Genomic DNA, 25,305 nt, shown 5'->3' on the forward strand with positions numbered 1-25,305 from the left:
CCGACCACACCGACACGTAACCGTTCGCCACTTGGGAAGTGCCTCTCCGCCACCACGTACAGGACCCGCGGTGCGCCCTGTCGTCGCGGCGCAGAGGCACTTCGCCGTCTCATCCGCGATCCAGCCATCGCCCAACGCTCTGGAGTGACCCGGTGGACAGCCAATTCGATCAGAGCTCGCCGCGGAGCTCCGGGGAACACACGGCACGGCCTGTTCCGACCAACGTCGTAGGTCTGTCCGGGGTGTTCACCGACCCGCTATGGCGGATTTCCGTACGCCTGAACCCCGTGGAAGCCGACCTGCTGCGTACCGGACCGCTACGGCGTCTGCACTTCGTCGCGCACGCGGGAGCCTCGACGATCAGCACCTTGCAGTCGTACTCCAGGCTGGAGCACACCCTCGGTGTCCTCGCGCTGGTCGCGCACTTCCGGCCGGAGGACGAACTGCTGCGGGTCGCGGCGCTGTTGCATGACATCGGCCACCTGCCCTTGAGTCACACCTTCGAAGGCATCGCCGACCTCAACCATCACGCCATCGGTTTGCAGCTGCTGGGGACCGATCCGATCCGTTCCGTGCTGGAGAAGTACGGGATCCACACCGGGGCCGTCGTCGCCGCGCTCGGCGGGCAGTCCCCTTCTCCACTCACCCATCGCTCCGGCCTGCTGAATCTCGATACCGATCCAGCGGTCATGCTGGGCCGACTCGCACTCAAGGACTCCGCGGTGTCGGCGGACCGTGAGACCGCCGCATCACTGGTCGGTCTCATCTGCGCGGAAGCCCGGCTGCACACCTCATGGGACAACGTGGGTCCGGTCTCGGTGGTCCGGCGCCTGGCCCGCCGACTGCTCGACACCACGACCCTCACCCCTGACCAGCTCGCCCGGATGACTGATCCGCAGCTGTGGTCCGCGTTCGACTCCTGCGCCGCCACGCGGGCGGAGAGCGCCATGATCCGGTACGAGCTGCACCGGTTGAGGGTCGTGGCCGGACACGCCCCCGGGGACCGTTCCGGTTGGGATTTCTCGCTGCGCAAGATCTACAGCTCCGCGCCGCTGGTGAGGGAGCAGCCGATCGAGGTCTCCGCGCCCGAGCTGGCGGCTGAATTGGGCGCGCTGAGGTCGCTGTCCACCGACTTCCACGTCTGGTGGAGCTGAGTTCCGGCGTCAACAGGTCGGTTGCCGCACGGCGCGGCAACCGAGCGACGCGTCACGACGGGACCACGCCACGGCTCACCAGATGCCGTGGTGGGCCAGGCCCACGGCCAGGGCGGCCACCGGCAGACAGAAGAACACGGCCCAGGGGCCCAACTGGTGGTCACCGACCCGCAGATGGGCGTACAGCGCGCCCAGGAAGTACAGCACGAGGCCCGCGGCGGCGACCGTGCCCAGCACCGGCACGGCGAACCCGGCCAGCAGTCCCAGCGCACCCGCCGCCAGCAGGGTGCCCAGCGGGCGCATCCAGGACCGAGGCACGCGCAACTTGTCCGCCTGGCTCTTGGGGTATTCATGGCCGATGAAGTTGGCGGTGGCGGCGAGGCCGTTGACGGCCACGGTGAGGAGGGTGACCACGAGGTAGGTGGCGAACACGAAAGTCTCCATCTGTGCGAGAACGACAGCTGTTGCTCGTCTCTTGGACGAGCCGGCTGCCCCAGAACGTGACATGACTCGTGCCACGTCCGTGGCGACGCACATCGTGGCGATGCGACTCAGTCGCGCGGTGCCAGGGGCAGTGGGCGTCGTGCCACTTCCCGGGCCTCGTCGGGCGGCAGGCCGAGCATGCGCAGGATCAGTGCGGCCAGTTGCTCGGCGACGTCGGGGCCCGAGATGTCGGGCCGGACGGATTCCAGCTGGAGCAGTCCGAGGAGTGAGCCGCCGATCGCGGACAGTGCGATGCGGGGGTCCTCCACGGAGAAGCGTCCGGTGGCCATCCCCTTCTCGATATCCCGCAGGGCCCGGGGCGCCAGGCCGGTGTCGGCGTGCAGCTGCTCGAGGCCACGCCGCCGTAGTACCTGCGCCAGCTGCGGATGGGTCTCGATCATCCGCAGGGTCATCCGCACGCTGGCCGTGAAGATCTCCGCCGGATCCTCGAGGCCACCGGTAACGGCGTCGATCAGCTGCCCGTACTCCTCCAGCGCGTCCATCACCGCCGCCTCGAAGAGCGCGCTCTTGCTCTCGAAGTGGTTGTAGAAGGAGCCGAACCCGACATCCGCGCGATCCGCGATCTCCTGGATGCTCGGCTCGGTGGCCGTGCCCTCCGCCAGATAGGCGCGCGCCGCACCGATCAGCGCGGCGCGGGTCCGCGCCCGGCGGCGGTCGAAGCGGTTGCCGGAGCGTGTGCCCCGGCTCTGGGTCGGCGGCTCATCAGGCATGAGGTCAGAGTACTGGAGCGTGCCGCGTATCTGACGATCACATCAACATTGATGGTGTGTTGACATAGTGCTCCATCAACAGTGATGATTTCATCGAATTGCAGAGGCCCCGGGGATGAGAGGGCAGGTCGGGCGGGCTGCCGGCCGAGTCCGCCGGGACCAGCGGGGAGCGCTCCTGCTCGGTGCGCTCGCGTTCGTCCACCTCGCCCTTCTCCCTCGAAGTCCACCTCAGTCCTCCGCTCCTCGTCGCACCCTGCACCCTGCCCACCGCCTTGGACGGCGCGTCTTGGCCGCGCAGCAAGGAGAGCCCGCAGATGAGTCGTATCGACGTACATCACCACCTCCTGCCGCCGCCCTACACGCGATGGCTGCGCGGACACGGCATCCACCAGGCCGGTGGCCGTGAGCTGCCCGAATGGAGTCCGGAACGGGCCCTGGCGCTGATGGACACCCAGCGGATCGGGGCGGCGGTGCTCTCGCTGTCCGCACCCGGTGTGCACCTGGGCGACGACCAGGAGGCCCGGGCCATCGCACGGCAGGTCAACGACTACGCCGCGGCCCGCGTCGCGGACCATCCGGACCGGTTCGGTTTCTTCGCCACCCTGCCGCTGCCCGACCTGGACGGAGCGATGGCGGAGGCGGAGTACGCACTCGGTGAACTGGCCGCCGACGGAGTGGCATTGCTGGCCAACGCCGCCGGTACCTATCTGGGCGACCCGCTGTACGAGCCCCTGATGGCGCTGCTCGACGAGCGGGGCCGCCGTCGTGCACGTCCACCCCACCGAATTGCCCGCGCCACCCATGCCCGGGATTCCGCCGTTCGCCGCCGACTTCCTTCTGGACACCACGCGGGCGGCGATGAACCTCGTCCTGCACGACGTGCCCCGCCGCTACCCGAACCTGAGGATCATCCTGGCGCACGGCGGGGGCTTCCTTCCGTACGCCGCCCACCGCATCGCCGTCGCCCTGTCCGGCCAGACCGGCCGTGACCCGGCCGCCCTCCTCACGGACCTGTCCTCGTTCATCTTCGACACCGCCCTGACCAGCAGTCCCACCGCCCTGCCCAGCCTGCTGGCCTTCGCCCGGCCCGGCCATGTGCTCTACGGCAGCGACTGGCCCTTCGCCCCCGACCCCGCCGTCAGCTACTTCACCGCTCTCCTCGACGACCACGACGCCCTGCCCGCGGCCGACCAGGACCGGATCGACCACGGCGACGCCCGCGTCCTCTTCCCGCGACTCGCCGAGGAGCAGCCATGACCGACGCCGATGTGCCCGTCCTGATCGTCGGCGGAGACGGCGCCGGACTGACCGCGCCCATGCTGCTCAGTACGCTCGGCGTGGAAAGTCTGCTGGTCAGTGCCTGGCCCGGGACCTCGATCCTGCCCAAGGCCCATCTGCTCAACCAGCGCACCACGGAAACGCTGCGCGAACTCGGCCTCGGCGAAACCCTCTACGCGGCAGGCTGTCCGCCGCGGCCCTCGGCACGCCCCTCGACGCCGTGCGTATCGGCCACCTCGACGGTGACTGCCGCGATCCGCGTTCGACCTGGACCCGGCTGCGAGGGCACGGCGCCGACGGCGCGGTGCTCATACGGCCCGACCGAGTCGTCGCCTGGCGCTCGCCCGGCGCCGAGGACGACCCGTACGCCGCGCTGAAGCCGGCTCTGCACCATCTGCTCGCCCGTTAGCACCCTGTGAGGAGTACGGCCGTGATCCACGACGACCGCGAGCACGCCCCGGATGGCGGGCGGGACCTGCCCCGTGGGCCCGCCGCCCATGACCGGGCTCCGTCCGGGAAGGATCCGCACCGCGGACTGCACAGTGAGCGGGGGGCGCTCCGCGGCGAACATCCCGGCCGGGCCCGCAACCCCGTCATCAAGGTGGCGGCCCTGGCCTGGCTGGAGTTCGAGAAGCCCGATCTGGACCGGGCCGAGGTCTTCGCCCGCGACTTCGGGTTCACGATCGCCGCCCGCACCGACCGGGAGCTGTGGCTGCGCGGCACCCGGGCGGGCACGCCCTGCACGGTGATCCGCAAAGGCACCGCCTCCCGGTTCATCGGCCCGGTGTTCCGGGCCGCCGAACGGTCCGACCTGGTGCGTCTGGCCCGGGTCACCGGCCGTGACGTGCGAGCCCTCCGGGACGCGGGGGCGCCCGGCGGCGGCGAGGCGGTCGACCTCCTCGACCCCTCCGGCTTCCCCGTCCGCGTCGTGCACTGCGCCCAGGAGCTTCCCGCGCTCCCCGAGCAGCAGCCGCTCATCCTGAACTTCGGGACGCGTCAGCCGCGGACGAACGCCACGCAGCGCCCGCCCCGCGAACCGTCCCGGATCCAGCGGCTGGGCCATGTGGTCCTGGAGACCCGAGCGTTCACCCGGGCCCTGGACTGGTATCTGGACACGCTCGGCATGATCGTCAGCGATTTCCTCTTCCTGGACGGACAGCGTGACCGTGGCCCGACCATGGCGTTCATCCGCTGCGACCAGGGCGGCGTGGCCGTCGACCACCACACCCTGGCCATGCACCTGGGCCCCGGGACCGGCTATGTCCACTCCGCCTACCAGGTCACCGACCTCGACGCGATCGCCGCGGGGGGCGAGTACCTGGCCGAGCGCGGCTACCAGCGCAGTTGGGGCATCGGCAGACATATCCAGGGCAGCCAGCTCTTCGACTACTGGCGCGACCCCGACCGCTTGATGCTGGAGCACTTCGCCGACGGCGACCTGTTCTCCCACGATGTCGAACCGGGCTGGGCGGCCCTGTCGGGCAGTGGCCTCGCCCAGTGGGGACCGCCGGTCACCCGCGACTTCCTCGGTACCCGTCCGTCACCGGCCAAGCTCCGCGAGGTGCTCACGGCCCTGCGCGGCGACAACGAACTCGATCCCGCCCGCCTGGTGGGCCTGATGAAGGCGATGAACTCATGAGCACCAACGTCCTGCGTACCGCTGACGGCTGGTGGGCGGTACGTCCACCCGGTTCCGCTCCCGGCCGCCCCGGGGAGACACCGTCCGGTCATGCCGTCCGGATCGACACCAAGGCGGTCACCACCGCCGAACTGCTCGCCGACCGCGCTGCCGTGGACGAGGCGGCCGCCTCCGACGCACCCGGCACACCCGTGGCGGACCTGGCGACGCTGGCCCCGGTCACCACCCCGTGCCGGGTCATCGCCCAGATGGTCAACTACCGAAGCCACGCACGGGATTCGGGCTTCACCGACAAGGTCCCTCCCACCTTCTTCCGCAAGGCGTCCGGCTCGGTCAGTGGCCCCGGCGAGACCATTCTGCGGCCCCCGCACGTCCGGTTCCTCGACTACGAGGTGGAACTCGGCCTCGTCATCGGCGCACACCTGCCGGTGGGGACCACCGTCACCGAACGGGATCTGCCCTCGTACGTCGCGGGGCTCGTCGTCACCAACGACGTCAGCGCCCGCGATGTCCAGTTGACCAAGGGGCAGTTCTACGAGAGCAAGTCGTACCCCACCTTCACACCCACCGGACCCCACCTCTCCCTCGTCGGCCCGGAGGACTTCGACCACCTGCCGAACCTCAGGCTGAGGCTGTCCGTCAACGGTGAGCCGCGCCAGGACCGCACGCTCACCGACATGATCGTCCGCCCCGCGCAGGCGCTGACCCTGCTCTCCCGCTTCCAGCGGCTCGACCCCGGTGACCTGCTGCTCACCGGAACCCCCGGGGGTACGGCGCTGACCGCCCCACCCAAAGCGGTCGAGAAGATCGCGGCGCTGCTGCCGCCCGCCGTGAAGTGGAGAATGTTCTTCAAGAACCAGGCGGGGAACCCGCGTTACCTCCGGGCGGGCGATCTCGTCAAGGCCAGTATCGCCACGCCCGACCGACACATCGACCTCGGTGAGCAGCGCACCGCGGTCGGCGAAGCGGGGTGACCACCGTGTCCCGCGTGCCCGTGGTGATCGTCGGCGCGGGCCCGGTGGGCGTCACGGCCGCACTCCTCCTCGCCAGGCGCGGAGTCCGCACCGTCGTCCTGGAACGTCACACCGATCCGTACCCGCTGCCGCGCGCCGTGGCCATGGACGACGAAACCCGCCGGATCCTCCAGGCCGTGGGCATCCACGAGGAGTTCGCCGCGGTCGCCCGCCCCGCCAACGGCCTGCGGCTCGTGGACGCCCGGCACCGGGTCATGGCCGAGGTCCGGCGCGACGACCCGCACGGATACCACGGCTTCCCGCAGACCACCCTGTACGACCAGCCCGAGCTCGAACGGCTGCTGCGTGTGGCGTTGGCCGGACACCCCGCGTGCGAACTGCGCAGCGGAACGGAGGTGACCGGAGTCCACCAGGAGGGGGAGGGGCCGGTCCGCGTGACCTTCCGCCGTACGGGAGGCGAGGACGGCGAGGAACACCTGTGGGCCGACGCGGTCCTCGGCTGCGACGGCGCGGGCAGCCTCGTCCGTGAGGCGATCGGTGCCGGTATGGAGGACCTGCGCTTCGAGGAACGCTGGGCCGTCCTCGATGTGCGCACCGAACTCCCCGTACGGACCTGGGAAGGTGTGGACCAGGTGTGCGACCCGGTGCGGCCCGCCACCTTCATGCGCATCGGCGCGGACCGCTACCGCTGGGAGTTCCGGCTGGCCGAGGACGCGCCGGAGCCCGGTCGTGCCCGGCTGCGTGAACTCGTGGCGCCGTGGGTGGATGTGCCGGCCGACTTCCAGGGTTTCGAGGTGCTCCGGCAGACGTCGTACACCTTCCGGGCCCGGCTCGCCGAACGGTGGCGCCGCGGCCGTGTCCTCCTGCTCGGCGACGCGGCTCACCAGACCCCGCCGTTCATCGGACAGGGCCTGTGCGCGGGGCTGCGCGATGCCCACAACCTGGCCTGGAAGCTCGCGCTCGTCCTCCAGCAGGGCGCCAGTGAGAGCCTGTTGGACACCTATCAGGGCGAACGGGCGCCCCACGCACGGCATATGATCCGGCTCGCGGTGGCGACGGGTTGGGCGATGACGGGCGGCCGCGGCCGGGCCGCCATCGTACGCCGCACGGCCCTGGGCGCCGTCTGCCGCGTCCCGGGCGTGACCGCGATGGTCGCCGCCCACCACGCCCCACCCCTGACCGCAGGCCCCCTGGTGTGCCGCACACGGCCCGGACGCGGTCTCGCGGGCACACTCTGTCCGCAGCCGTGGATCACGGCAGGTGGCGGGCGTGGCCGTCTCGACGACGTCCTCGGTGACGGCTTCGCCCTCCTGAGCGCGCGGCCTCCGGCACCGTCCGTACGGGCCGTCGCCAAAGCGCTCGGCGCACGGGTCATGGCCGTCGAGGGGGCCCTCGCCGCATGGCTCCGTGCGGGCCGGGCCGACGCCGTACTCCTGCGCCCCGACCGGGTCGTACTCGACACCGTCCCACCAGGTGCCGCACACTTCACCGGCACCGCGGTCTGGGCGCCGTTGCTGGCCCCCGACCCCGCGTCCGTCCCCTGACCCGCCGCACTCGCCTCACCGTCTCATCCGCCTCGACGAGGAGCACACGGCCATGCCCACGCCCGAACCCTTCTGGACACCCGACCCGGACGAGATGGCGACCAGCCGCATCGCGGAGTTCGCCCGCGGTGTCGGTCTGGACGCCACCGACTACACCGCCCTGCACCACTGGTCCGTCACCGACCTCGAGGGATTCTGGGGAGCTGTCTGGGACCACTTCGCCATCGAGGCGGCCACCCCGTACGAGCGGATACTCGCCGAGGAGAAGATGCCGGGAGCGCGATGGTTCACCGGCGCCACCCTCAACTACACCCAGCACGCCCTGCGCCACCTGGACCCGGACGCGCCCGCGATCGTCGCGCTCGACGAAACCGGCGCGAGCTACGAGGTGACGGGGGAGAGCCTGCGCGCCCAAGTCGCCTCGACCGCCGCCACACTGCGCGAACTCGGCGTCGGCCGCGGCGACCGGGTCGTCGGCTACCTGCCCAACACCCCGCACGCCATCGTCGCCTTCCTCGCCACCGCCAGTCTCGGCGCGGTCTGGTCGGTCTGCGGCCAGGACTACGCACCCCAGGCCGCCGCCGACCGCTTCGCCCAGCTCGAACCCACGGTGCTCATCGCCGCCGACGGCTACCTCTTCAACGGCACCACCCACGACCGGCGCGAGGCGGCCCTCGGCCTGAGCCGCGCCCTGCCCACGCTCAAGGCCACGATCCTGGTGGACCGGGTCGGCCTGCCCTGGCCGACCGACCGTCCCGGGCATTCCGTCGACTGGGCGGAGGCGGCGGGCCGCTCCGAGCCACTGCGGTGTGTCCCGGTGCCGTTCGACCATCCGCTCTGGATCGTCTTCTCCTCCGGCACCACCGGTCTGCCCAAGGGTATGGTCCACGGACACGGAGGCGTCCTGCTCGAACACCTCAAGACCCTGGGCCTGCACTCCGGCCTCGGACCGGGCGACCGTCTGCTCTGGTACACCACCACCCACTGGATGATGTGGAACATGGTGGTCTCCACGCTCCTCACCGGTGCCACCGCCTGCACCTACGACGGCAGCCCCGTACCACCCGGACACCCGGACCTGCTGTGGGAACTGGCCGCCCGGCACCGCGTCACCCTTTTCGGCACCAGCCCCCAATACCTGCTCGCCATGGCCAAGTTGGGCATCACACCGTCCGTCCACGACCTGTCGTCCGTCCGGGCCATCGGCTGCACCGGCTCCGCCCTTCCGGCCTCCGCATACCCCTGGGTCCGCGACCATGTGGGCGGCCATGTGAGGGTGGCATCCGGCAGCGGTGGTACGGACGTCGTCGCGGGCTTCGCGGGCAGCGCCTCCACGACCCCGGTATGGGCGGGAGAGCTCTCCGCCCCGAGCCTCGGCGTGGCCCTGGCCGCGTACGACGCCGACGGCCGCCCGGTCGTCGACCAGGTCGGCGAGCTGGTGGTCACCCGCCCCATGCCGTCCATGCCGGTGTCCTTCTGGAACGACCCCGACGGCAGCCGCTACCACGCCGCCTACTTCACCACCTACCCCGGGATCTGGCGGCACGGCGACTGGATCACCCTCACCTCCCACGGTTCGGTCATCGTGCACGGGCGCTCCGACTCCACCCTCAACCGCAACGGCGTCCGCCTGGGCAGCGCCGACATCCACGATGTGGTCGAACGCCTCCCGGAGATCACCGAAGCCCTCGTCATCGGGGCGGAGGAACCCGACGGCGGCTACTGGATGCCCCTGTTCGTGGTCCTGGCCGACGGTGCCGTCCTGGACGACGGGCTGCGCGAGACGATCCGTTCGGCCATCCGCACCGGCGCCTCGCCGCGCCACGTACCCGATGAGATCCTCCAGGTCCCCGGGATCCCGCACACCCGCACCGGCAAGAAGCTCGAGGTCCCGGTCAAGCGCCTGCTCCAGGGAGCCCCGGCCGCGGAGGTGGTCAACCCCGGCGCCGTCGACGCACCCGACCTCATCGACTACTACGCCCGCCTGGGCGCCGGCCGGCACCGGTCCCGCCACTGAGCGGGCGGACACGGGGCGGCGGCGCGGTGGTCGGTCAGCGAGTGGCGGCGAGAACGGATTCGGCCACGGACGTGCGGGCGTAGAGCACGGAGCGGCCCGCCCGGTGGGCGCTGACCAGCCCCGCGTTGCGCAGTGCCGTGAGGTTCTGGGACACCCCGGCGGCCGAGAGCCCGGTGCGCCGGGCCAGTTCGGTGGTGGAGGCCGGGGTTTCCAGTTCCGTCAGCAGCAACGTCCGGGAGCGGCCGAGTACGGCGGACAGGGCGTCCGCCCGGGGGACGGGCCGCGATTCCCACAACGTGCCCGTGCCGCGCGCCGGATAAGCCAGTTGCGGCGGCTCCGGGGGCGCCACGCTGGTGAACGGGCTCGGCCCGGTGAAGACCGAGGGAATCAGCAGCAGCCCCGCGCCCGCCGCCTCCCGGGACAGCGGGCGCCGTCGGCGATCCAGCCGCAGCGCATTGTCGTCCCAGCTCACCGACGGATGCAGGGCGTTGAAGAGACGGCCGACGCCGTGCTCGGCGACTTGCCGGCTCCGGTGGAAGATGTCGGCCTCGAGCAGCGCCCGCATCCGGGCCCAGTAGGGCGCCAGCGCCAGTTCCCAGTAGTGCTCGATCTCCTCCGCGACCCGCGGCAGCCGGGCCCCCGGGTCGGCGTACAGACTCCGCGTCCGGGGACCGAGACGTCCCTGCTCCTGCCCCAGCCGGTCGAGATCCTGGCGTACCCGGGCGGCGGACGTGGCAACGATCCCGGTCAGCTCCTCCGGCAAGGTGGGGGCGGGCCGGGTGGGTGCCGGGTTGAGGAAGTCCGGAACGTACCCCGCGGGCGGCACGAGCTCCGCGAGCCAGCCACGGTCGAGCCCGGCGGCCGCCAGCCGTGGCCGCACCTGCTCCACCCAGGTCCGGTGCACCGGATGAGCGGAGCCGGAGTGCAGCAGCCGGAGACTGGGCCCGACCTCCCACATCGGCGACACGGCGAACCGCATCCGCACCAGATCACTCACCGAAAGAGCCAGCTCCGCCTGCATGGTCACCCCCAGGATTCAGCTATGCCTTAATCAATGGCCCGGCAGCCTATCCGAGGGAAATCATCCCGGCATGACCTCCCAGACGATCAACGCGGCCGTTTCCGGTACCTGGACCTTGGGCGACCTGCCGGTACACCGAATAGGTTTCGGCGCCATGCGCCTGGCGCAGAACGGGAAGGCGTTCGCGCCCGGCGCCGCTCCCGGCGACCGCGGCCGGGCGATCAGTGTGCTGCGCCGAGCGCTTGAGCTCGGGGTGAACCACATCGACACCGCCGCCTTCTACTTCTCCTCCCTGCGCTCGGCCAATGAACTGATCAACAGTGCTCTGGCCCCGTACCCCGACGATCTCGTGATCACCACCAAGGTCGGGCCCGGCCGGGACCTCTCCGGCCAGTGGCTGCCCCACGCCGGTCCCGGCCAACTGCGCGGCCAGGTCGAGGAGAACCTGCGCCAGCTGGGTCGGGACCACCTCGACGTCGTGAACCTGCGCGTCCTGGGAACCGACTCGATCGCCGAGCGTTTCGACGCCCTGGCCCGGCTCCGCGACGCCGGGCTCATCCGCCACCTGGGACTTTCCAACATCACCCCCGACCAGCTCGCCGAGGCCCAGGCCATCGCCCCCGTGGTCTGTGTGCAGAACCCGTACGGCATCGGCGTACGTCCCGATCAGGACGCGTTCGTACGCGCCTGCGGTGAGCAGGGCGTCGCGTTCGTGCCGTTCTACTCGATCGCCGGGGCCGGCCGTGACGCGGGCGCAAGCGGCGCCGAGAGCCCCGAAGTGCTCGCCGTCGCCCGGGCGCACGGGGTGAGCGCCGCGCAAGTACGGCTGGCGTGGACCCTGCACCAGGGCCCGCACGTGCTGGGCATCCCGGGGACGGGCAACCTGGACCATCTGCTCGCCAACGTGGCCGTCGGCGCACTGCACCTCTCCGAGGAGGACATGACCCTCCTGAACTTCGCACACTCGGGCGGCATATGAGCCTGGGTGGCGCTCCACTCGGGCGGGATCACACGGCGGTAGCGGGGCGGCCTATCGTTACGGCATGGTCTTCCACCCGTCGGCAGAACCCGGCGTCCTCCACGCAGCGCTCCGCGACCAGTTCGAGGCATTCCTCGACGAGCATCGGGCCGCGCTGCACGACAGTCTGAACGGGCTGACCGAAGAACAGGCACGCCGGTCGCTGGTGACGTCCAAGACCACCCTGCTCGGCCTGGTCAAGCACGCCACCTTCGTCGAGAAGGTCTGGTTCGACGAGGCGATCACCTGCCGGCCCCGTACCGACATCGGCATCCCCGGCTCGCCCGACGAGTCCTTCGACCTCGAAGACGACGACACGGTCGCCACCGTCCAGCGGGCCTACCAGCAAACGTGCGAGGCGTCCCGTCAGGCCACGGCACCACTGACGCTGGACGACATCCTGCGGGGGAACCGCCGCGGCCCGCTGCCGCTGCGCTGGGTCTACCTTCACACCTTGCGCGAACTGGCCCAGCACTGCGGCCACGCCGACATCCTGCGCGAGCAGATCCTCGGCGGCACGGCCCAGGGCGGTTGAGACAGACGGTCGTGCGCCGACCGCCGCCCGACCGGTTACCCGCACGCAGCGGTGGTCATACGGAGGTCTATGCTGTCGGCCCCATGGCGACTTCCCACGATGATGACCTCGAGCGCAAGCGGAGTCTCGCCCTGCGCTGGGCGACCTCCACCCCCGCTGAGCGCCGCGCGATGCTGCGCGAGGAGCGGACACGCAACGCCCCGCGCTCGGCGCGCCATGCCATGGTGTGTGTGGGTGCGCTCCTCGTGGTGGCGTCGATCGCGGGCGCGTTCATGACGATCGGCAGTGGCGGGTCCGGCGCCCTCGGCGCTGCCTTCGGGGTGACGGCCGTGCTGTGCGGAGTGGCCGCCGAACTGGGCCGTCGGGGCCGTACACGGCTCGCGTTCTGGCTGATCGTCGTGGCCATGGCCGGTGCGATGCTCATCGAGGCCCTCCAGCGCTGACGCCCCGGCCCAGCTGCGTGATGGGTAGCGCTCATGCGCTCGTCCGGAGCCAGTACGAGCGGGCGGCGATGGTCAGTGCGAGCCCGAATACGGCGAACGCGGTCATGCCGATCCAGGTGACCAGGAGCGCGTCATCGGGGGTGGGGAAGTCGCCACGTCGCATCGTCACGGCGTCCGCCGACACCAGTGCGGCGTAGCCGAGGCCGAACAATCCGTACGGTGCGAGGGTGGCGGCCCCGATCAGGGCCGGGGTCAGGGGGAGCCACCGGGGGACTCGGCGGCCGCGCGGAAGGGGCGTCCAGCGAGGGAAGACCTGGCCCCAGGGCCGGACCAGCCCCCAGAGGAGGAAGGTGCCGAGCGCGGCCAGCAGCGTGGTGGCGTCCAGCCCCCAGGACTCCAGGGTGAGCCAGATTCCCGAGGCACCGTTGCGTTGAGAGATCGTGCGCATCTCCTCGCCGGATACACCGGCGAAGGTCCCGCCGGAAACCCAGACGCACTTCATTCCCATATAAGGGAGAAAGGCCAGCGTGCCGGCACATGCGGAGAGCAGAACCGGCCGGGGAGCGGCGGAGGGTGTCGGGGCCGGGTGCGCGACGGCCGGAGGGCGATCGGCGCGGGCGGTGGCCCCGAGCAGGAGTGTCCCGGCCGCTGCGAGCATGTGGTGCGTCGCGGCGGCCCAACTGTCCACTCCCTGGCCGAACATCACGGTGATGATGTCCATCAGCAGACCGAACGCGGCAAGCGCGGCCAGCCCGCACAGCACCCGGAGCAGCGCCCGCAGCGTCGGCCGCAGCCCGTGGCGCACCACGGCCGCACAGGTCGCCGCGGCCACTGTCCCTGTCGCCATGACAACCCACCCCAGCGCGGGAGGCGCGGTGTCGTCGCCGAGGCGGAACAGCGGGGTCCGACTCAGTGCGCAGGCCAGTCCGAAGGCGGCGTAGGCCACCGCCCAGAGCATCGTCGCCCAGCTCACCCACCACGGCCACCCCGTGTGCCGGGGTGGCTTCGTCATCAGGCCATCAGCGGTCATACGCCGAATATCAGGTCTGCGATGGCAGCCTGGCGTCGGCCGCCCGAACGATCCCGCTCCCTCTGCCGGGTGAGTGCTGATCGGACTCAGGTATGGGGTACGAAGGACGATTCCCTGACCGGCCCCGGGAGGCTTGGAGAGGTCCGAGACGGGTCCCTGACGACGGATCTGCCTCCGGCCGTGGGCCGGAGGCAGATCACCGCGGATCTCGGACGGGGGAGGCCGAGCGCGGTCAGCTCACGCCGATGGTGTCCAGCATCGCCGTCTCGATGTGATCCGCGGCGTTGCGATGGCCGCGGGCATTGGGGTGCACGAGTGCCGCCTGGTCGGGGACCCGGGTGAAGAGGCCTTCCACCCACTTGCCGGTGTCGCAGACGCTGTGGTTCCGGGAGGACGCGTAGAGGTCGACGAAGCGGGCCTCGTCCTGTGCGCCAACCGACTTCTCGATGGCCTTGTTCAGGGGTTCCAGGACATCCTGCCGCAGCCAGTCCAGGTCGCCCTGGGTGATGGGGCCGAACTGTTCCAGGTCGTTGTACTGGCACCTGGAGGTGTCCTCGGGGATGACCGTGGGGTAGCCGACGGCCAGGATCTTCGCGTGCGGGGCCCGCTCGTGGAGCACGGTGAGCATCTCGTCGTAGTCGCCGCTCACCTTGTTCAGGCGGTTCGGGATGTCGTCGGCCAGCTCGTCCCGGCACGGGGTGCCCGTGCCGCCGCTGCCCGAGCCCAGTTGTACGCACTGGAAGAGGATGTCGGCGAAGCCGAGGGTGTTGCCGCCCGCCCCGACGGTGACCACGTCGGTACCGGCGCCCACCGCTTCGGACTGGGGTGGCACAGCGGGGAACGGATAGTCCGGGTCCTCGGAGAAGGGCGGCAGGTGACGGCCGATCGGCTCCTGAGCTCGGAAGGTGATGTCCTCGATCGTGGCGGCGCCGCAGCTGACGTTGGTCAGCTCGAAGAGGGAGCCCAGGTCACGGTCGATGACCTGCGGATAGGACTGGTCGGTGCGCTCGCAGCCATCACGCGGCACCTCGAAGGTGTCGCCCGCGGCCGGGATGACCCCGGCGGTGTAGGAGTCGCCCAGGGCGACCCACTGGTGGGCCGCCGCAGCGGCGGACGGTTGTGCTCCGGCGATCTGCGCGGGCGTGAGGGCGCCTGCGGCGAGAACTGCGGCCGAGCCCAGCAAGGCCAGACGAGCGGGGAAACGTGCCACGGATCCTCCAGGGGTGTGACGTCTGTGTCGCTCGGACCCTAGAGAGGTCGCCAGCAAAGGCACTTGATCTCATCCGGAGAGTTACTCGAGCGGTGTCTCTGTCCACGCGGGAGCCGAAGCGGAGCGCGCATGAGCCGATCATTCCAGGTCCGTGTTCCGGGTGGCCGCCTGTGGGGGTGGCTGCCATGCCACGGGGCCTGACAGACTCGATCACATGCCCGAGCAGTTCCCCGCCGCAGCGCCGGACGCCGCCCTGCGCGCATACGCGATGCTCTATCCCGAGGTGGTGCGGGCGGGGTCCCTGCTGGACGCTTTGCAGGCGGAAGTCGACCGTGCGGGCTACGGGATCACGGTCGAGCTGGTGTCCTCGCCGGGTTGGCGTCATGTGGCGGCGAAGGTGGCGGTCGGCGACCGGTCGGCGAATGTGCTGATGGCGCGGCAGGTGCGCAGTTTCTCGGTCGACTGCTGGACCGGCGGTGTTCACATGGCCACCGGTAGCACCGAGGACCTGTCCGAGGTTGCCGGGGCCTTCTACTCCTGGTCGCGGGTATCCCGGGTGGGAGTACTCGTGACGCGGTGGTCTTTCCTGCGGACCTGGGAGCTCGCGGAGGCGCACGAACGTGGCGAGGCCGTGCCGGTGCGATGGCGCCAACTGCGCGAGGCCACCGCCGGTACGCGGGACAGCGCGTTGCACGGGCTGGTCGAGGCGGCCTTCGAACAGCCCTGGCTTCGCCTTCTGTCCCCTGGCCGGAGCATGCGTTGGCTCACCTTCAGCCGCCGGGCCGCGCCGCCCATCTGCCGTGATCTGCCCGGGGCCATGCCGATCGGGGGCGACCGCTATCGCGTGCGGTTCGCTGACGGCAGCGTGCGGGAGGTGAACGGCGCCGCGCAAGCCGTCGCGTTGATCATTGATGGCCTCCCGGACGACGCTGTCCCGTGGCCTTCCGATGGGTGAGGCGACGACGCGTCGCTGCCGGTCCCGCGGCGGTCGGTCGGTGGTGCTACGTGTCTACGGGCCGTCCGCGGAAAGGCCCAGTCGGTCGGCCACGGTGGTGAGCGTCGTTCCCAGTGGGAGCGCGACCCGGGTGAGGGCGTGCTGGTCGCCCCGGGTCGGGTCCCGGTTGATGATCAGCACGGGTTTTCCGGCCCGGGCCGCCTGACGGACGAACCGGAGCCCGGACATCACAGTCAGCGATGATCCCAGTACCAACAGCGAGGTCGCTTCGCCGACCAGCTGTCGGCAGTGCTCGACCCGCCGCGGCGGTACGGTTTCGCCGAAGAACACCACATTGGGTTTGAGGATGCCGCCGCAGGCCGTACAGGGCATCACGCGGAAGTCCCCGACCTGTTCATCGGTGAGGTCGGCGTCACCGTCCGGGTTGATTCCCGCGGCCACCGGCTCGAAGCCCACATTGGCTTCCTCCAGCCGCCGGGCGAGTTCGTGGCGTGGACTGAAGGTGCCGCAGGAGAGGCAGACGACCCGGTCCAGGCTCCCGTGGAGTTCCACGACACGCTCACTGCCGGCGGCCTGGTGCAGGCCGTCGACGTTCTGGGTGATCACACCCGACAGCAGACCGTGCCGTCCGAACGCGGTCACCGCCCGGTGCCCGGCATTGGGGCGGGCGCGGCCGAAGGTGCGCCAGCCCAGGTGGCTGCGCGCCCAGTACCGGCGCCGGGCGTGGGTGCTGGCGGTGAAGTCCTGGTAGGTCATCGGGGTGTGCCGGCTCAGGCTTCCGCCCTCGCCCCGGTAGTCAGGAATGCCTGACTCGGTGGAGATGCCCGCCCCGCTGAGCACCAGCACACCGCCAGTGCTCAGCGCATCGGCGATCGGCTCCACATCCGTGGTGCCCGGCGGCAGGTCCTCGGTGGGGGCCCAGCTCAGAGTGGGGCGCATGCGCATGCCGCCAGGGTACGGAAAGGTGCCGCCTTCCGTCGTTCTCGCCGATCATCGCGATGGACACACCGTGCTGGTGTGGCGCCACGGCCCCGACAGGGTCGACCGACCACACGCCCGTTCCGCTCGAGACCTCCGCACGAGAGGGAACGGGCAACGGTGCGACCGTCCCCTGCTCACAGCTGTGTTAGCCGGACGTTAGCGATACGGCAGCCTTGCGATTCAGGGGGTTAGCGGAGCGGCAGCCTCCCGATAGTGGGCCCGACCAGGGTGGGTGACGTACCGAAGAGGCAACACCGACTGTCCCGGGGGGACCGAAATGAGCTCCAGCGTCACCGTTCGCACCGCACGTCGTCGCACCCTGCGCGTCGCCGCCGCAGCCCTGATCGCCGCCGCCGGCCTTTCCCTGACCGCCTGCAACAACGACGACACCAGCTCGAAGGCCGCTGACCGCGCGACCACGGCGGCCGCCGAGCCCGGCAGCGCGGGTTCCTCCGGCGGAGCGCAGGACTCTGACGCCAAGGCCGACTCCAAGGCCGGCGCGTCGGCCAAGGCGTCATCCCCGGCCCGCACCCAGACCCTGGCGGACGGCAGCACGGCCAAGATCTACAAGCTCGGCGAGCAGCGCTACCAGGTCAAGATCGTCAGCAAGGGTTCGGTCGTGGCCACGCTGGAGACCAAGGGACACGATGCCGGGCTCGACGCCAACGGCATGTACGTCGTGCTCACCCTCGGCGGCGAGGTCCACTCCTGGATGGGCGGCGAACACCAGGGGGCGGGTACCTTCCAGCTCGCGGGCGGTTGGACGGCCAAGGTCACGAAGACCGGCGACGCCCGGTACCGTGCGCAGATCCTCGGCAAGGACGGCTCGGCCATGGCCACGCTGGACGCGAACCAGCACGACGTCGGCCTCGACGCCAACGGCGTGTACATCGTGCTCAGCTCCGGCGGTGTGATCAGCTCCCACGAGTAAACGCCTGTCCGACCGCGGCGGTGGAGTCACCTCAGGTGGCTCCACCGCCGCGGTGCGTTCGGGGCAGCTGCTAGCGTCCGGACCGTGAACGACAGCGTGTACGTGGGCAATGCGGGCAAGGACGCGGCACTGGACCGAGGATGGATCCTCGGGCACTTCAAGGACGACGGCGATCCGCGCCACAGCGAGTCCGTGGAGATCAAATGGGGTGTCCACCCCCGCGGCGACCGGCGAGCGCAGTGGGTGCGTGGTGAGGAACGCACAGCTCTCCTGGTGCTCATCAGCGGCCGCTTCCGCGTTGAACTGCCCGGTCGTGACGTCCTTCTGGAAGAGCAGGGTGATTACGTCGTGTGGGGGCACGGAGTCGACCACTCGTGGTTCGCCGAAGAGGAATCGGTGGTGCTGACCGTCCGGTGGCCGTCCGTGCCCGGCTACGCGGTGGATGAGAACGCTCGGATCGGCGCCGACGCCGCGCACACGTAAATCCCGTGCATCCGGGACTCCCGGCACGTAGTGTCGCCGCTGCGTGTCCGATGTGGCGAGTTCCGATGTGGCGAGTGAGGAAAGGCCGAGGCGGCGTGGGGCTGGAAGAACCGGTTCGATGGACGGGGTCGGGGGTCAGACTGCGTCGGGTTTCGCAGCGCGAGGGACGGTGGAACTGGCTGTTCGTCCCGGGGGGACCTGGGCTGGGCTCGGAGTCCGTGCTGGGGCTGGCTCGTGCGGCCGATGTCCCGGGCACGGTCTGGCTGGTCGACCTTCCGGGAGACGGTTCCAACCGTGGTGTGCCACAGATTCCCGCTCGCCCCTGGCCCGATGTGTTGGTCGAAGCGGCCGACGCACTGGACGAGGTGGTCATGGTCGGCCATTCCACCGGGGGGATGTTCATGCTGTCCGTCCCCGAGCTGGGCCCACGGCTTGCCGGTATGGCCCTGGTCAGCAGCGCACCCCACGCCGGATGGCGTACGGCCTTCGGGCAGTGGGCCGAGGCCCATCCCCTCCCCGGCCTGGCGGAAGCGGCCGACGCCTACGGACAGGACCCGGGTGACCAGACCCTGGGCGCGCTCACCCTCGCCGCCGCCGAGTGGAACTTCACCCCCGAGGGACTGGCCGCAGGCCGAGCCGTGCTGGCCGATCTCCCTTACTGCCATGACGCGGTGGCCTGGGCAGACACCCACTTCGACGAGACCTACCAAGCCCGCTGGACACCGCGCGACAGCAGGCTCGCGACACTCATCCTCAGCGGTGCCGAGGACCACGTGGTCGACCAGCGCCTCTGGCAGGACGACCCCGCCTTCGACCAGCCCCACGTGGTGCGCCGCACGATCCAGCGGGTCGGCCACTTCCCGTGGATCGAGAATCCGCGAGCGGTCCGTACGGCCTTCGCGGACCTGACCTCACTGCTCGACGGCAGCGGCAGCATGTGACGGGCGGATCGAGCGGACAAGGGTGTCACCATGTCCCTGGTCAATGCGCGGGATGCCTTCCCCGATCCCCCATGCGGGAACGCCGCCTAAGGTGGGCCCCATGGCCAGTGCTCATTCGTCCCCGTCCCACGACGGCCGTCGCCCCGAATTGCGGGAGTTCTTGCGCAGTCGCCGAGCCCGGGTCTCGCCGGGTGATGTGCAGATGCCGGACAGCGGCCGACGGCGCACGCCGGGGCTGCGGCGCGAAGAGGTCGCGGTGCTGGCCGGCGTCGGGGTGTCCTGGTACACGTGGCTGGAGCAGGGGCGCGATATCAAGGTGTCCGGGCAGGTTCTCGACGCGATCGCCCGGGTGCTGCTGTTGGATTCCGCCGAGCGTGCCCATCTGTACCGGCTGGCCGGGCTGAACCCGCCACCGGCTCCCTCGGTGCCCTCCGTGGCGCCCTCACCCGAGGTGCGGCGGTTGCTGGAAGCGTGGTCACCGCGGCCCGGCTATGTCCGTGACCGCCACTGGAACTTCACCGCCGTCAACGACGCGGCACGTGTGGTGTTCGGCTACCACGAGAATGACCACAACTGCCTGGTCTCCTTCTTCACCAACGCCCGTCACCGGGTACTGCATCAACACTGGGCCGAGGCCGCGCCCGATGTGACCGCCGCCTTCCGGGCCGACGCGGCGCGTTACCCGGACGATCCGGAGTTCCGCCGCATCGCCACCGATCTGGCCGCGGGCAGCCCTGAATTCGCCGAGCTGTGGGCGCGCCACGATGTGGCCGAGCACACCAGCGCGGTGAAGGCGATCGATCACCCCGACGCCGGGACGATGATCTTCGACGCCACACTGCTGCCCCTGCCCGAGCACCCCGGGCACCACCTGGTTCTGCACAATCCACGTCCCGGCACTGACACCCAGCAGCGGATGGAGTCCCTGCTGCGGCAGCACAGCCTGGTGGTGCCACACCCAGGATGAGCGGGCACTGCCCCCTGCGTGGCCATGCCCCCAGGATCGGAGCATGAACAACAGCAACCCGCAGATGAACGCAGTGACCATCCCCGAGTTCGGCGGCGCCGAGGTCCTCCGCGTCGCCACCGTCCCCGTGCCTGAGCCCGGCCCGGGCCAGGTCGCCATCGACGTGGCGTACGCGGGCGCCAACTTCGCCGAGGTCCTCTACCGGCGTGGCGTGGTCGACGTACCGCTTCCCTTCGTTCCCGGTATCGAGGTGGCGGGGCGGATCCGCGCCGTCGGAGAGGGCGTTGAGGACGTTGCCGTCGGGCAGCCGGTGGCGGCACTCTCGATCGTCGACAGTGGCGGTTACGCCGAGGTCGTGGTCACCTCGGCCGACCTGGTCGTGCCGCTGGACGCCTTCGCTATCGGGATGGACGTCGCCGCGGCGCTGCCGTCGAACAGCACCACCGCGTTCCTCGTACTCGACCGGGTGGCCCGGGTCGAACCCGGGGAGCGTGTTCTCATCCATGCGGCGGCCGGCGGTGTGGGCAGCCAACTCGGCCAGGCAGCCCGCCTGCTGGGCGCCGACCGGGTGGTGGGCACCGTCGGCAGCGCGGCCAAGGTCGAGACCGCCAAGCGCTTCGGCTACGACGAGGTGATCACACGGGACCGGATCGCCGACGTCGGTGAGTTCGACGTCGTGGTCGACGTGGTCGGCGGCCCGGCCCGCCGCGCCAGTCTGGACCGGCTGGCCCCGATGGGACGCCTGGTGGTGATGGGCAACGCCTCCGGCGCCGAGGACGTCGGTATCCCGGCCAACGAACTGTGGTTCACCAACAAGACCGTCTCCGGCTTCAACCTGGCCGCCTTCTCCGCCGCTTTCCCCAGGGAGACACGCCAGGCGCTGCGCCGCGCCGTGGCGGCCGCGGCGGCGGGGGATCTGCGGGTAGAGGTCGAAACCCTGTCGCTGGAGCAGGCCGCCGAGGCACACCGTCGCATCGAGTCGGGCACGACCACGGGCAAGCTGGTGCTCAAGGTCGCGGGAGAGTGACTCACGACCGGCCCGCCCCTGCCGGGCTTGTCCGCGCATGGAGGGCGGCCGTGGCAGAAGCGCTCGCTCAGCGCGGTGGGAGGGCGAGTGCCAGGAGGGATTCCACTGGCTCCGTGTCGTCGGCCGGCACATGGCCGACCTCACGGTGCCAGGTCTCGTCGACCCACGCGGCTGTCTCTCGCGCGGTCCCGAATACGCGGTCCCGAGCGCCGCGCCACGTCCGCCTACCCGAGGGTTCCCCGCGGCTCAACGGTGCCGGCGGCGAGGCTGACGCAGCCGTGCTGTCGCGATGTGAATTTTGAACGCACAGGGGACGAGCCCCTCCGGCGTCGTCATGTCGCGCACCTCGGCGTGGAACGCCTCACGCAGCCCTTCCACGGTCGCCCCTTCGAGCGGGCCGAGGTCATAGAGGCCGGAGACGGCAGTCCATACCTGTTGCACCGGCCCACTCAGATCGATGGGGACGGTCTCCCAGTCCACCGCGGCGAAGCCCACCGGCCCGAGAAGCGCATCGAGTCCCTCGCGACTGCGTGTCCTTCTGTCGCCCAACGCCGGTATGCGCTGTGAGGCGGGTACGTCCTCAATCGTGGCCCGCAGCAGCCCGAGAAACCGGTCGTAGGCCTCGCCGCCCGCGGCCCCGCCTCCCACCACGCATGCCAGAACCCCTCCGGGGGCCAACACCCGGGCGATCTCAGCCGTTACGCGTTCGATCTCACCCATCAGCATCAGCGCCATATGGGAGACGCAGGCGTCGAAGCTGTCGTCGGCGAAGGGGAGTGCCTGGGCCCTGCTCTCTTTCAGCCTCGCGCCGGAGAGCGCGGGTCGACGTCGTGCCAACGCCAAGGACTGTGGGGACAGATCCACGCCCGCGAGCTGTCTTCCCTCCTCTCGGGCGAGGAGTTCGAGCAGTAGGCCATCACCGCAGCCGAGGTCCAGTACGCGCTCGCTTCCGGTGACGCGGTCACACAGGAGCTCATAGCTGGACCTGCCGTCGGGGGCGCGGCCCTGGCCGAACGCTTCCGCGGTCACCGCTGGGTGCTCGGCGTGGAACGCCTGGAGGAAGGCTTCTTGCGATGCAGTGGTCGTCACTCGTCCAACCTACGGTGCGGATCACCGCGCGCGGGTCCTTCGTCCGGGGAAGAGCCGCTGTCACGGCCCGGGCGGAGTGCTCCGTGAGGGATCACCGTCGGTGGCCAGGGTGGCCAGGTAGCCGTCCAGGAGCTCGACTTGCCGCTCCGGCGGGAACGCCGCCGGGTCGAAGAGGGCCTGGACCACCAGGCCGAGAACGAAGGACTGAACACCGGCGGCGATATCCGCGGGGTCGCCAGGGCCCAGTTCGCCGAGCTCCTGAGCCGCGATGATCCGCTCGCTCAGCCTGTCGCGGCTCTGGGCGTACTTGCCTGCGTAGGCGGCGCTCAGGTCGGGGTGGGAGAGTGCCGCGTCCCAGGAGGACACCCAGATGCGGTTGCTGTCGGTGGCCTCCGGGGTCAGCGGCAGGATGTCCAGCAGTGCGTTCCGGAGGGCGTCCAGGCCTGTGGCGGCGTGGCGGCGGGGGCGGGCTATGGTGCGCTGTTCGAGCAGGTCGAGGGCGTACTCCACCAAGGAGTGCTTGGTGGGGAAGTAGTGCGTGAGCAGTCCGGTGGTCGCACCGAGTTCGGCGGCGACGGCGCGCAGGGTCAGACCGGTGAAGCCGCGGGTGGCCATGACCTGCCAGACCGCTTTGGACACCTCCCGTCGACGGGCCTCGTGATCTCCCTTGGTGCGTGGCATGCTGCCACGGTACATTGCCGTAACGCTTGTTATGTGAATGGTGGAGGCTCTCATGTTCTCGCTGTCGCTGCGCGACGGTGCTCGCCTGGCCGGTCTGGAGGTCTGGCATGCCGAGCAGTTCGCCGACCACCTGGCACGCTCGCGCGAGCACATTCGTCCGTGGGTCGGGGCGCGGTTCGTCACCGAAGGTGTGGAGGGGGCGCGGGCCACGCTCCAGCGGTATGCCGAACGCCAGGCCGCCGACGGTGCCCGGCTGTATGGCATTTGGCGCGGTGAGGTGCTGGTCGGCGGAGTGATGTTCACCGACTTCGACGCCGCCGCGGGCTCGTGCGAGATCGGGTGCTGGCTGGCGCCGTCCGCTGAGGGCCACGGTCTGGTCACACGAGCGTGTGGCGTGTTGTTGGACTGGGCGTTCGCTTCCCGGGGGCTGCACCGGGCCGAGTGGCATTGCCGCGCCGACAACGACCGCAGCTCGGCGGTGGCCAGACGGCTCGGGATGACGCTGGAGGGTGTGCGACGCGAGGCATGGCCCTACGAGGGCGTGCGTTACGACAAGCAGGTGTGGGCGATCCTCGCTCCCGAATGGCGGGCCCGGGGCGGGGCCGTGACGGGCGACGGCCGGCCTGCCGCGGGTACGGGGCACACGGGCGCCGCATAGTCGGCACTGGTGGCTTCCGGGCGCCGGAGTGCGTCAGCCCCCGCCGCAACCGAACGGCCGGCCGCCGGGTTCGCCCCGGGTGCGGCCCCGGGGTGACCTCCCAGGAAGGAATGCCGTGTGCGCGTCGCGGCATGGCGACGCGCACATAGGTCGTCCCTACGGCGTGGCGGTGGCTTTCCTGGCGCGCGTATCGGCCACGGCGTACGGCACCCCGGGAAGGAGCATGGCGGCGGCCGCCCAGAGGGGCAGGGTGAACAGTGCTCCTCCGGCGCTCAGCCAGCCGGTGAGCAGGGCGGCGCAGAGGGTGGCGGCGAGCCCCGTGGCCAGGCTGCGGCTGAGGCTCAGGGTGCCGCGTCGCAGCTCCCAGACGACCGAGACCACGATGAGGGCGACGCAGAAGGTCAGGTCGTCGGCGCCCACGGCCAGCTCCGTGGTCCATCGGAGCAGGCAGCCGAAGAGTGCCAGCCAGCCGACGATGAAACAGGTCATGGACGCCACGCGCAGTGCCCGGCGCGGAAAGGGCGCCCGGGCCCGCGCCCAAGACGCCGCGAAGGCTCTGACGTCGTCGCCGACCACATCGTGCGTGGTCCGTCCGGCCGCCGAGGCGTCCTCCAGGTGCGCGGAGAGCTCGTCGAGCATCTCCCGCACGGACGCGTCGTCGATCCCCCGGTACTCCCAGTTGCTGCGGCAGACAGCGAGTATCCGCTCGTTGGTCATGGTGTGTCATTCCCCGTGGATGCGTCGTCGAGGACCCGGCCCACTTGCCCGGCGAAGGCATGCCACTCGGCCCGGCCGCGGGCGAGTTCGGCACGGCCGCCCTCGGTCAGTCGGTAGTACTTGCGCGGCGCGCCACCGCTGGCGGACGGGGCGCGGTAGGAGGAGATCAGCCCGGCCCTCTCCATCCGGGCCAACAGCGGATAGACACTGCCGTCGCTGACGAGCTCGAGCCCGCCGGCGGCGAGAGCCTGTGTGAACTGGAAGCCGTACCGGGGTCGTTCCGCGATCAGCGACAACAGACACAGATCCAGCACTCCACGCAGGAGCTGGCTTCGCCGCTGTTCACCGGAGGAGGACAGCTCCATTGTCATGCGGTACAAGATAGTCACCCACTACCTTGCACCGCAAGGTAGTGGGGGTGGCACGGTGCACCCTACTGGCCGTTGTCGGCGTTGCTGTCGACGTGCTCCAGAGGGATGTCCGGAGGGTCCGGCGGTGGTGCGGGGAACAGGAAGTCCTCGAAGGCGTCCAGCGCGAACATCGTGAGAAGGAGCATGACCGGCACGAGCACAGCTATCACGACCACACTGCCTCCCGACAGACCAGTGATCATGGGATCGGCGCGGCGGTATCGTCCCCCATTCAGCATGGGCTGAATGGGGGAATGCCGCGCGCCAGGCAGGGGAGCGCTGGGCCGTATGGGTGATGTCGCCTTCGGCGGGCGCCATCCGCCGGAGGCGTGGGCGGGGCGCGCCACCGCTCGCGGGGACGGTGGCGCGGCGGCGCGCATGGCGTCGG

The 25,305-nt window shown here is 70.6% G+C and carries 29 protein-coding genes and 2 pseudogenes; 19 read left to right on the forward strand and 12 right to left on the reverse strand.

The window, feature by feature from the left end:
- The first annotated feature begins 287 nt into the window (after positions 1-287).
- A complete protein-coding gene (locus AC07FT_RS11040; protein ID WP_479175790.1) occupies positions 288-1,154 on the forward strand; it encodes an HD domain-containing protein in 867 nt (288 codons plus the stop codon).
- A gap of 75 nt (positions 1,155-1,229) precedes the next feature.
- Here AC07FT_RS11040 and AC07FT_RS11045 read toward each other — a convergent pair whose 3' ends face one another.
- The 3 genes from AC07FT_RS11045 to AC07FT_RS11055 all read right to left on the reverse strand — a co-directional run bounded on the left by AC07FT_RS11045 (position 1,230) and on the right by AC07FT_RS11055 (position 2,570).
- On the reverse strand, positions 1,230-1,598 hold the full coding sequence (locus AC07FT_RS11045; protein ID WP_479175792.1) for a DoxX family protein: 369 nt from the start codon (positions 1,596-1,598) through the stop codon (positions 1,230-1,232).
- 107 nt (positions 1,599-1,705) lie between these two features.
- On the reverse strand, positions 1,706-2,368 hold the full coding sequence (locus AC07FT_RS11050) for a TetR/AcrR family transcriptional regulator (RefSeq protein WP_479175794.1): 663 nt from the start codon (positions 2,366-2,368) through the stop codon (positions 1,706-1,708).
- 37 nt (positions 2,369-2,405) lie between these two features.
- Positions 2,406-2,570 (reverse strand): hypothetical protein, encoded by a 165-nt coding sequence (locus AC07FT_RS11055; protein WP_479175796.1) that lies wholly within the window; start codon positions 2,568-2,570, stop codon positions 2,406-2,408.
- 112 nt (positions 2,571-2,682) lie between these two features.
- Between AC07FT_RS11055 and AC07FT_RS11060 the strand changes: the two are divergent.
- The 8 genes and pseudogenes from AC07FT_RS11060 to AC07FT_RS11095 form a co-directional block, all read left to right on the forward strand.
- Positions 2,683-3,066 (forward strand): annotated as a pseudogene (locus AC07FT_RS11060) (amidohydrolase family protein); the annotation flags it as partial.
- A gap of 103 nt (positions 3,067-3,169) precedes the next feature.
- Positions 3,170-3,625: an amidohydrolase family protein gene (locus tag AC07FT_RS11065; protein ID WP_479175797.1), complete on the forward strand. Its 456-nt coding sequence runs from the start codon at positions 3,170-3,172 to the stop codon at positions 3,623-3,625.
- Positions 3,622-3,825: pseudogene (locus AC07FT_RS11070) on the forward strand (FAD-dependent monooxygenase); the annotation flags it as partial. The gene AC07FT_RS11065 and the pseudogene AC07FT_RS11070, both read left to right, overlap by 4 nt.
- A gap of 41 nt (positions 3,826-3,866) precedes the next feature.
- Positions 3,867-4,055 carry an aromatic-ring hydroxylase C-terminal domain-containing protein gene (locus AC07FT_RS11075; protein WP_479175799.1) on the forward strand — a complete coding sequence of 63 codons (189 nt, stop codon included), beginning with the start codon at positions 3,867-3,869 and terminating at the stop codon, positions 4,053-4,055.
- A 126-nt stretch (positions 4,056-4,181) separates the two neighbouring features.
- Positions 4,182-5,285: a VOC family protein gene (locus AC07FT_RS11080; RefSeq protein WP_479176198.1), complete on the forward strand. Its 1,104-nt coding sequence runs from the start codon at positions 4,182-4,184 to the stop codon at positions 5,283-5,285.
- Positions 5,282-6,259: a fumarylacetoacetate hydrolase family protein gene (locus tag AC07FT_RS11085; protein ID WP_479175801.1), complete on the forward strand. Its 978-nt coding sequence runs from the start codon at positions 5,282-5,284 to the stop codon at positions 6,257-6,259. Before AC07FT_RS11080 ends, AC07FT_RS11085 begins: the two co-directional genes overlap by 4 nt.
- On the forward strand, positions 6,256-7,803 hold the full coding sequence (mhpA, locus tag AC07FT_RS11090) for a bifunctional 3-(3-hydroxy-phenyl)propionate/3-hydroxycinnamic acid hydroxylase MhpA (RefSeq protein ID WP_479175803.1): 1,548 nt from the start codon (positions 6,256-6,258) through the stop codon (positions 7,801-7,803). The genes AC07FT_RS11085 and mhpA overlap by 4 nt, the downstream gene beginning before the upstream one ends.
- A gap of 52 nt (positions 7,804-7,855) precedes the next feature.
- Positions 7,856-9,820 carry an acetoacetate--CoA ligase gene (locus AC07FT_RS11095; RefSeq protein WP_479175805.1) on the forward strand — a complete coding sequence of 655 codons (1,965 nt, stop codon included), beginning with the start codon at positions 7,856-7,858 and terminating at the stop codon, positions 9,818-9,820.
- A 34-nt stretch (positions 9,821-9,854) separates the two neighbouring features.
- Here AC07FT_RS11095 and AC07FT_RS11100 read toward each other — a convergent pair whose 3' ends face one another.
- A complete protein-coding gene (locus AC07FT_RS11100) occupies positions 9,855-10,841 on the reverse strand; it encodes an ArsR/SmtB family transcription factor (protein WP_479176200.1) in 987 nt (328 codons plus the stop codon).
- Between the two features lie 70 nt (positions 10,842-10,911).
- Between AC07FT_RS11100 and AC07FT_RS11105 the strand changes: the two genes are divergently transcribed.
- The 3 genes from AC07FT_RS11105 (at position 10,912) to AC07FT_RS11115 (ending at position 12,837) form a co-directional block, all read left to right on the forward strand.
- A complete protein-coding gene (locus tag AC07FT_RS11105) occupies positions 10,912-11,820 on the forward strand; it encodes an aldo/keto reductase (RefSeq protein ID WP_479175806.1) in 909 nt (302 codons plus the stop codon).
- Positions 11,821-11,884: 64 nt separating this feature from the next.
- A complete protein-coding gene (locus tag AC07FT_RS11110; protein ID WP_479175808.1) occupies positions 11,885-12,394 on the forward strand; it encodes a DinB family protein in 510 nt (169 codons plus the stop codon).
- A gap of 83 nt (positions 12,395-12,477) precedes the next feature.
- Positions 12,478-12,837, forward strand: coding sequence for a hypothetical protein (locus tag AC07FT_RS11115; protein WP_479175810.1), 360 nt, complete (start codon positions 12,478-12,480; stop codon positions 12,835-12,837).
- 31 nt (positions 12,838-12,868) lie between these two features.
- Here AC07FT_RS11115 and AC07FT_RS11120 read toward each other — a convergent pair whose 3' ends face one another.
- Both AC07FT_RS11120 and AC07FT_RS11125 read right to left on the reverse strand, forming a co-directional pair.
- Entirely contained in the window at positions 12,869-13,867 is a 999-nt protein-coding gene (locus AC07FT_RS11120) for a hypothetical protein (RefSeq protein ID WP_479175812.1), read from the reverse strand.
- 232 nt (positions 13,868-14,099) lie between these two features.
- Positions 14,100-15,077, reverse strand: coding sequence for an SGNH/GDSL hydrolase family protein (locus AC07FT_RS11125; RefSeq protein ID WP_479175814.1), 978 nt, complete (start codon positions 15,075-15,077; stop codon positions 14,100-14,102).
- Positions 15,078-15,291: 214 nt separating this feature from the next.
- On the opposite strand from AC07FT_RS11125, the gene AC07FT_RS11130 reads away from it, so the two are divergent.
- On the forward strand, positions 15,292-16,032 hold the full coding sequence (locus tag AC07FT_RS11130) for a DUF6193 family natural product biosynthesis protein (protein WP_479175816.1): 741 nt from the start codon (positions 15,292-15,294) through the stop codon (positions 16,030-16,032).
- A 54-nt stretch (positions 16,033-16,086) separates the two neighbouring features.
- Here the strand turns inward: AC07FT_RS11130 and AC07FT_RS11135 are convergent, their stop codons facing one another.
- Positions 16,087-16,977, reverse strand: a complete 891-nt coding sequence (locus AC07FT_RS11135) for an NAD-dependent protein deacetylase (RefSeq protein WP_479175817.1) — start codon at positions 16,975-16,977, stop codon at positions 16,087-16,089.
- A 313-nt stretch (positions 16,978-17,290) separates the two neighbouring features.
- Here AC07FT_RS11135 and AC07FT_RS11140 point away from each other — a divergent pair, with 313 nt between their 5' ends.
- The 5 genes from AC07FT_RS11140 (at position 17,291) to AC07FT_RS11160 (ending at position 21,362) form a co-directional block, all read left to right on the forward strand.
- Positions 17,291-17,944 carry a hypothetical protein gene (locus AC07FT_RS11140; protein WP_479175819.1) on the forward strand — a complete coding sequence of 218 codons (654 nt, stop codon included), beginning with the start codon at positions 17,291-17,293 and terminating at the stop codon, positions 17,942-17,944.
- 84 nt (positions 17,945-18,028) lie between these two features.
- On the forward strand, positions 18,029-18,427 hold the full coding sequence (locus AC07FT_RS11145) for a cupin domain-containing protein (RefSeq protein WP_479175821.1): 399 nt from the start codon (positions 18,029-18,031) through the stop codon (positions 18,425-18,427).
- Between the two features lie 65 nt (positions 18,428-18,492).
- Positions 18,493-19,368, forward strand: coding sequence for an alpha/beta fold hydrolase (locus AC07FT_RS11150; protein WP_479175822.1), 876 nt, complete (start codon positions 18,493-18,495; stop codon positions 19,366-19,368).
- Between the two features lie 100 nt (positions 19,369-19,468).
- Complete coding sequence (locus AC07FT_RS11155; protein ID WP_479175823.1) at positions 19,469-20,335, forward strand: helix-turn-helix transcriptional regulator; 867 nt, start codon at positions 19,469-19,471, stop codon at positions 20,333-20,335.
- A 43-nt stretch (positions 20,336-20,378) separates the two neighbouring features.
- On the forward strand, positions 20,379-21,362 hold the full coding sequence (locus tag AC07FT_RS11160) for a quinone oxidoreductase family protein (RefSeq protein WP_479175825.1): 984 nt from the start codon (positions 20,379-20,381) through the stop codon (positions 21,360-21,362).
- Positions 21,363-21,608: 246 nt separating this feature from the next.
- On the opposite strand, the gene AC07FT_RS11165 is transcribed toward AC07FT_RS11160, so the two are convergent.
- Entirely contained in the window at positions 21,609-22,451 is an 843-nt protein-coding gene (locus tag AC07FT_RS11165) for a class I SAM-dependent methyltransferase (RefSeq protein ID WP_479175826.1), read from the reverse strand.
- Positions 22,452-22,511: 60 nt separating this feature from the next.
- Positions 22,512-23,132 carry a TetR/AcrR family transcriptional regulator gene (locus AC07FT_RS11170; RefSeq protein ID WP_479175828.1) on the reverse strand — a complete coding sequence of 207 codons (621 nt, stop codon included), beginning with the start codon at positions 23,130-23,132 and terminating at the stop codon, positions 22,512-22,514.
- Positions 23,133-23,184: 52 nt separating this feature from the next.
- Here AC07FT_RS11170 and AC07FT_RS11175 point away from each other — a divergent pair, with 52 nt between their 5' ends.
- On the forward strand, positions 23,185-23,790 hold the full coding sequence (locus AC07FT_RS11175; RefSeq protein ID WP_479176202.1) for a GNAT family N-acetyltransferase: 606 nt from the start codon (positions 23,185-23,187) through the stop codon (positions 23,788-23,790).
- Positions 23,791-23,946: 156 nt separating this feature from the next.
- Here the strand turns inward: AC07FT_RS11175 and AC07FT_RS11180 are convergent, their stop codons facing one another.
- From AC07FT_RS11180 to AC07FT_RS11190, 3 genes are all read right to left on the reverse strand, one after another.
- Positions 23,947-24,507 carry a hypothetical protein gene (locus AC07FT_RS11180; protein WP_479175830.1) on the reverse strand — a complete coding sequence of 187 codons (561 nt, stop codon included), beginning with the start codon at positions 24,505-24,507 and terminating at the stop codon, positions 23,947-23,949.
- Positions 24,504-24,878 (reverse strand): PadR family transcriptional regulator, encoded by a 375-nt coding sequence (locus AC07FT_RS11185; protein ID WP_479175831.1) that lies wholly within the window; start codon positions 24,876-24,878, stop codon positions 24,504-24,506. Before AC07FT_RS11185 ends, AC07FT_RS11180 begins: the two co-directional genes overlap by 4 nt.
- Before the next feature lie 62 nt (positions 24,879-24,940).
- Positions 24,941-25,087: a hypothetical protein gene (locus tag AC07FT_RS11190; RefSeq protein ID WP_471207109.1), complete on the reverse strand. Its 147-nt coding sequence runs from the start codon at positions 25,085-25,087 to the stop codon at positions 24,941-24,943.
- Between the last annotated feature and the right edge of the window lie 218 nt (positions 25,088-25,305).

The organism is Streptomyces sp. NPDC045899, assembly GCF_056431485.1.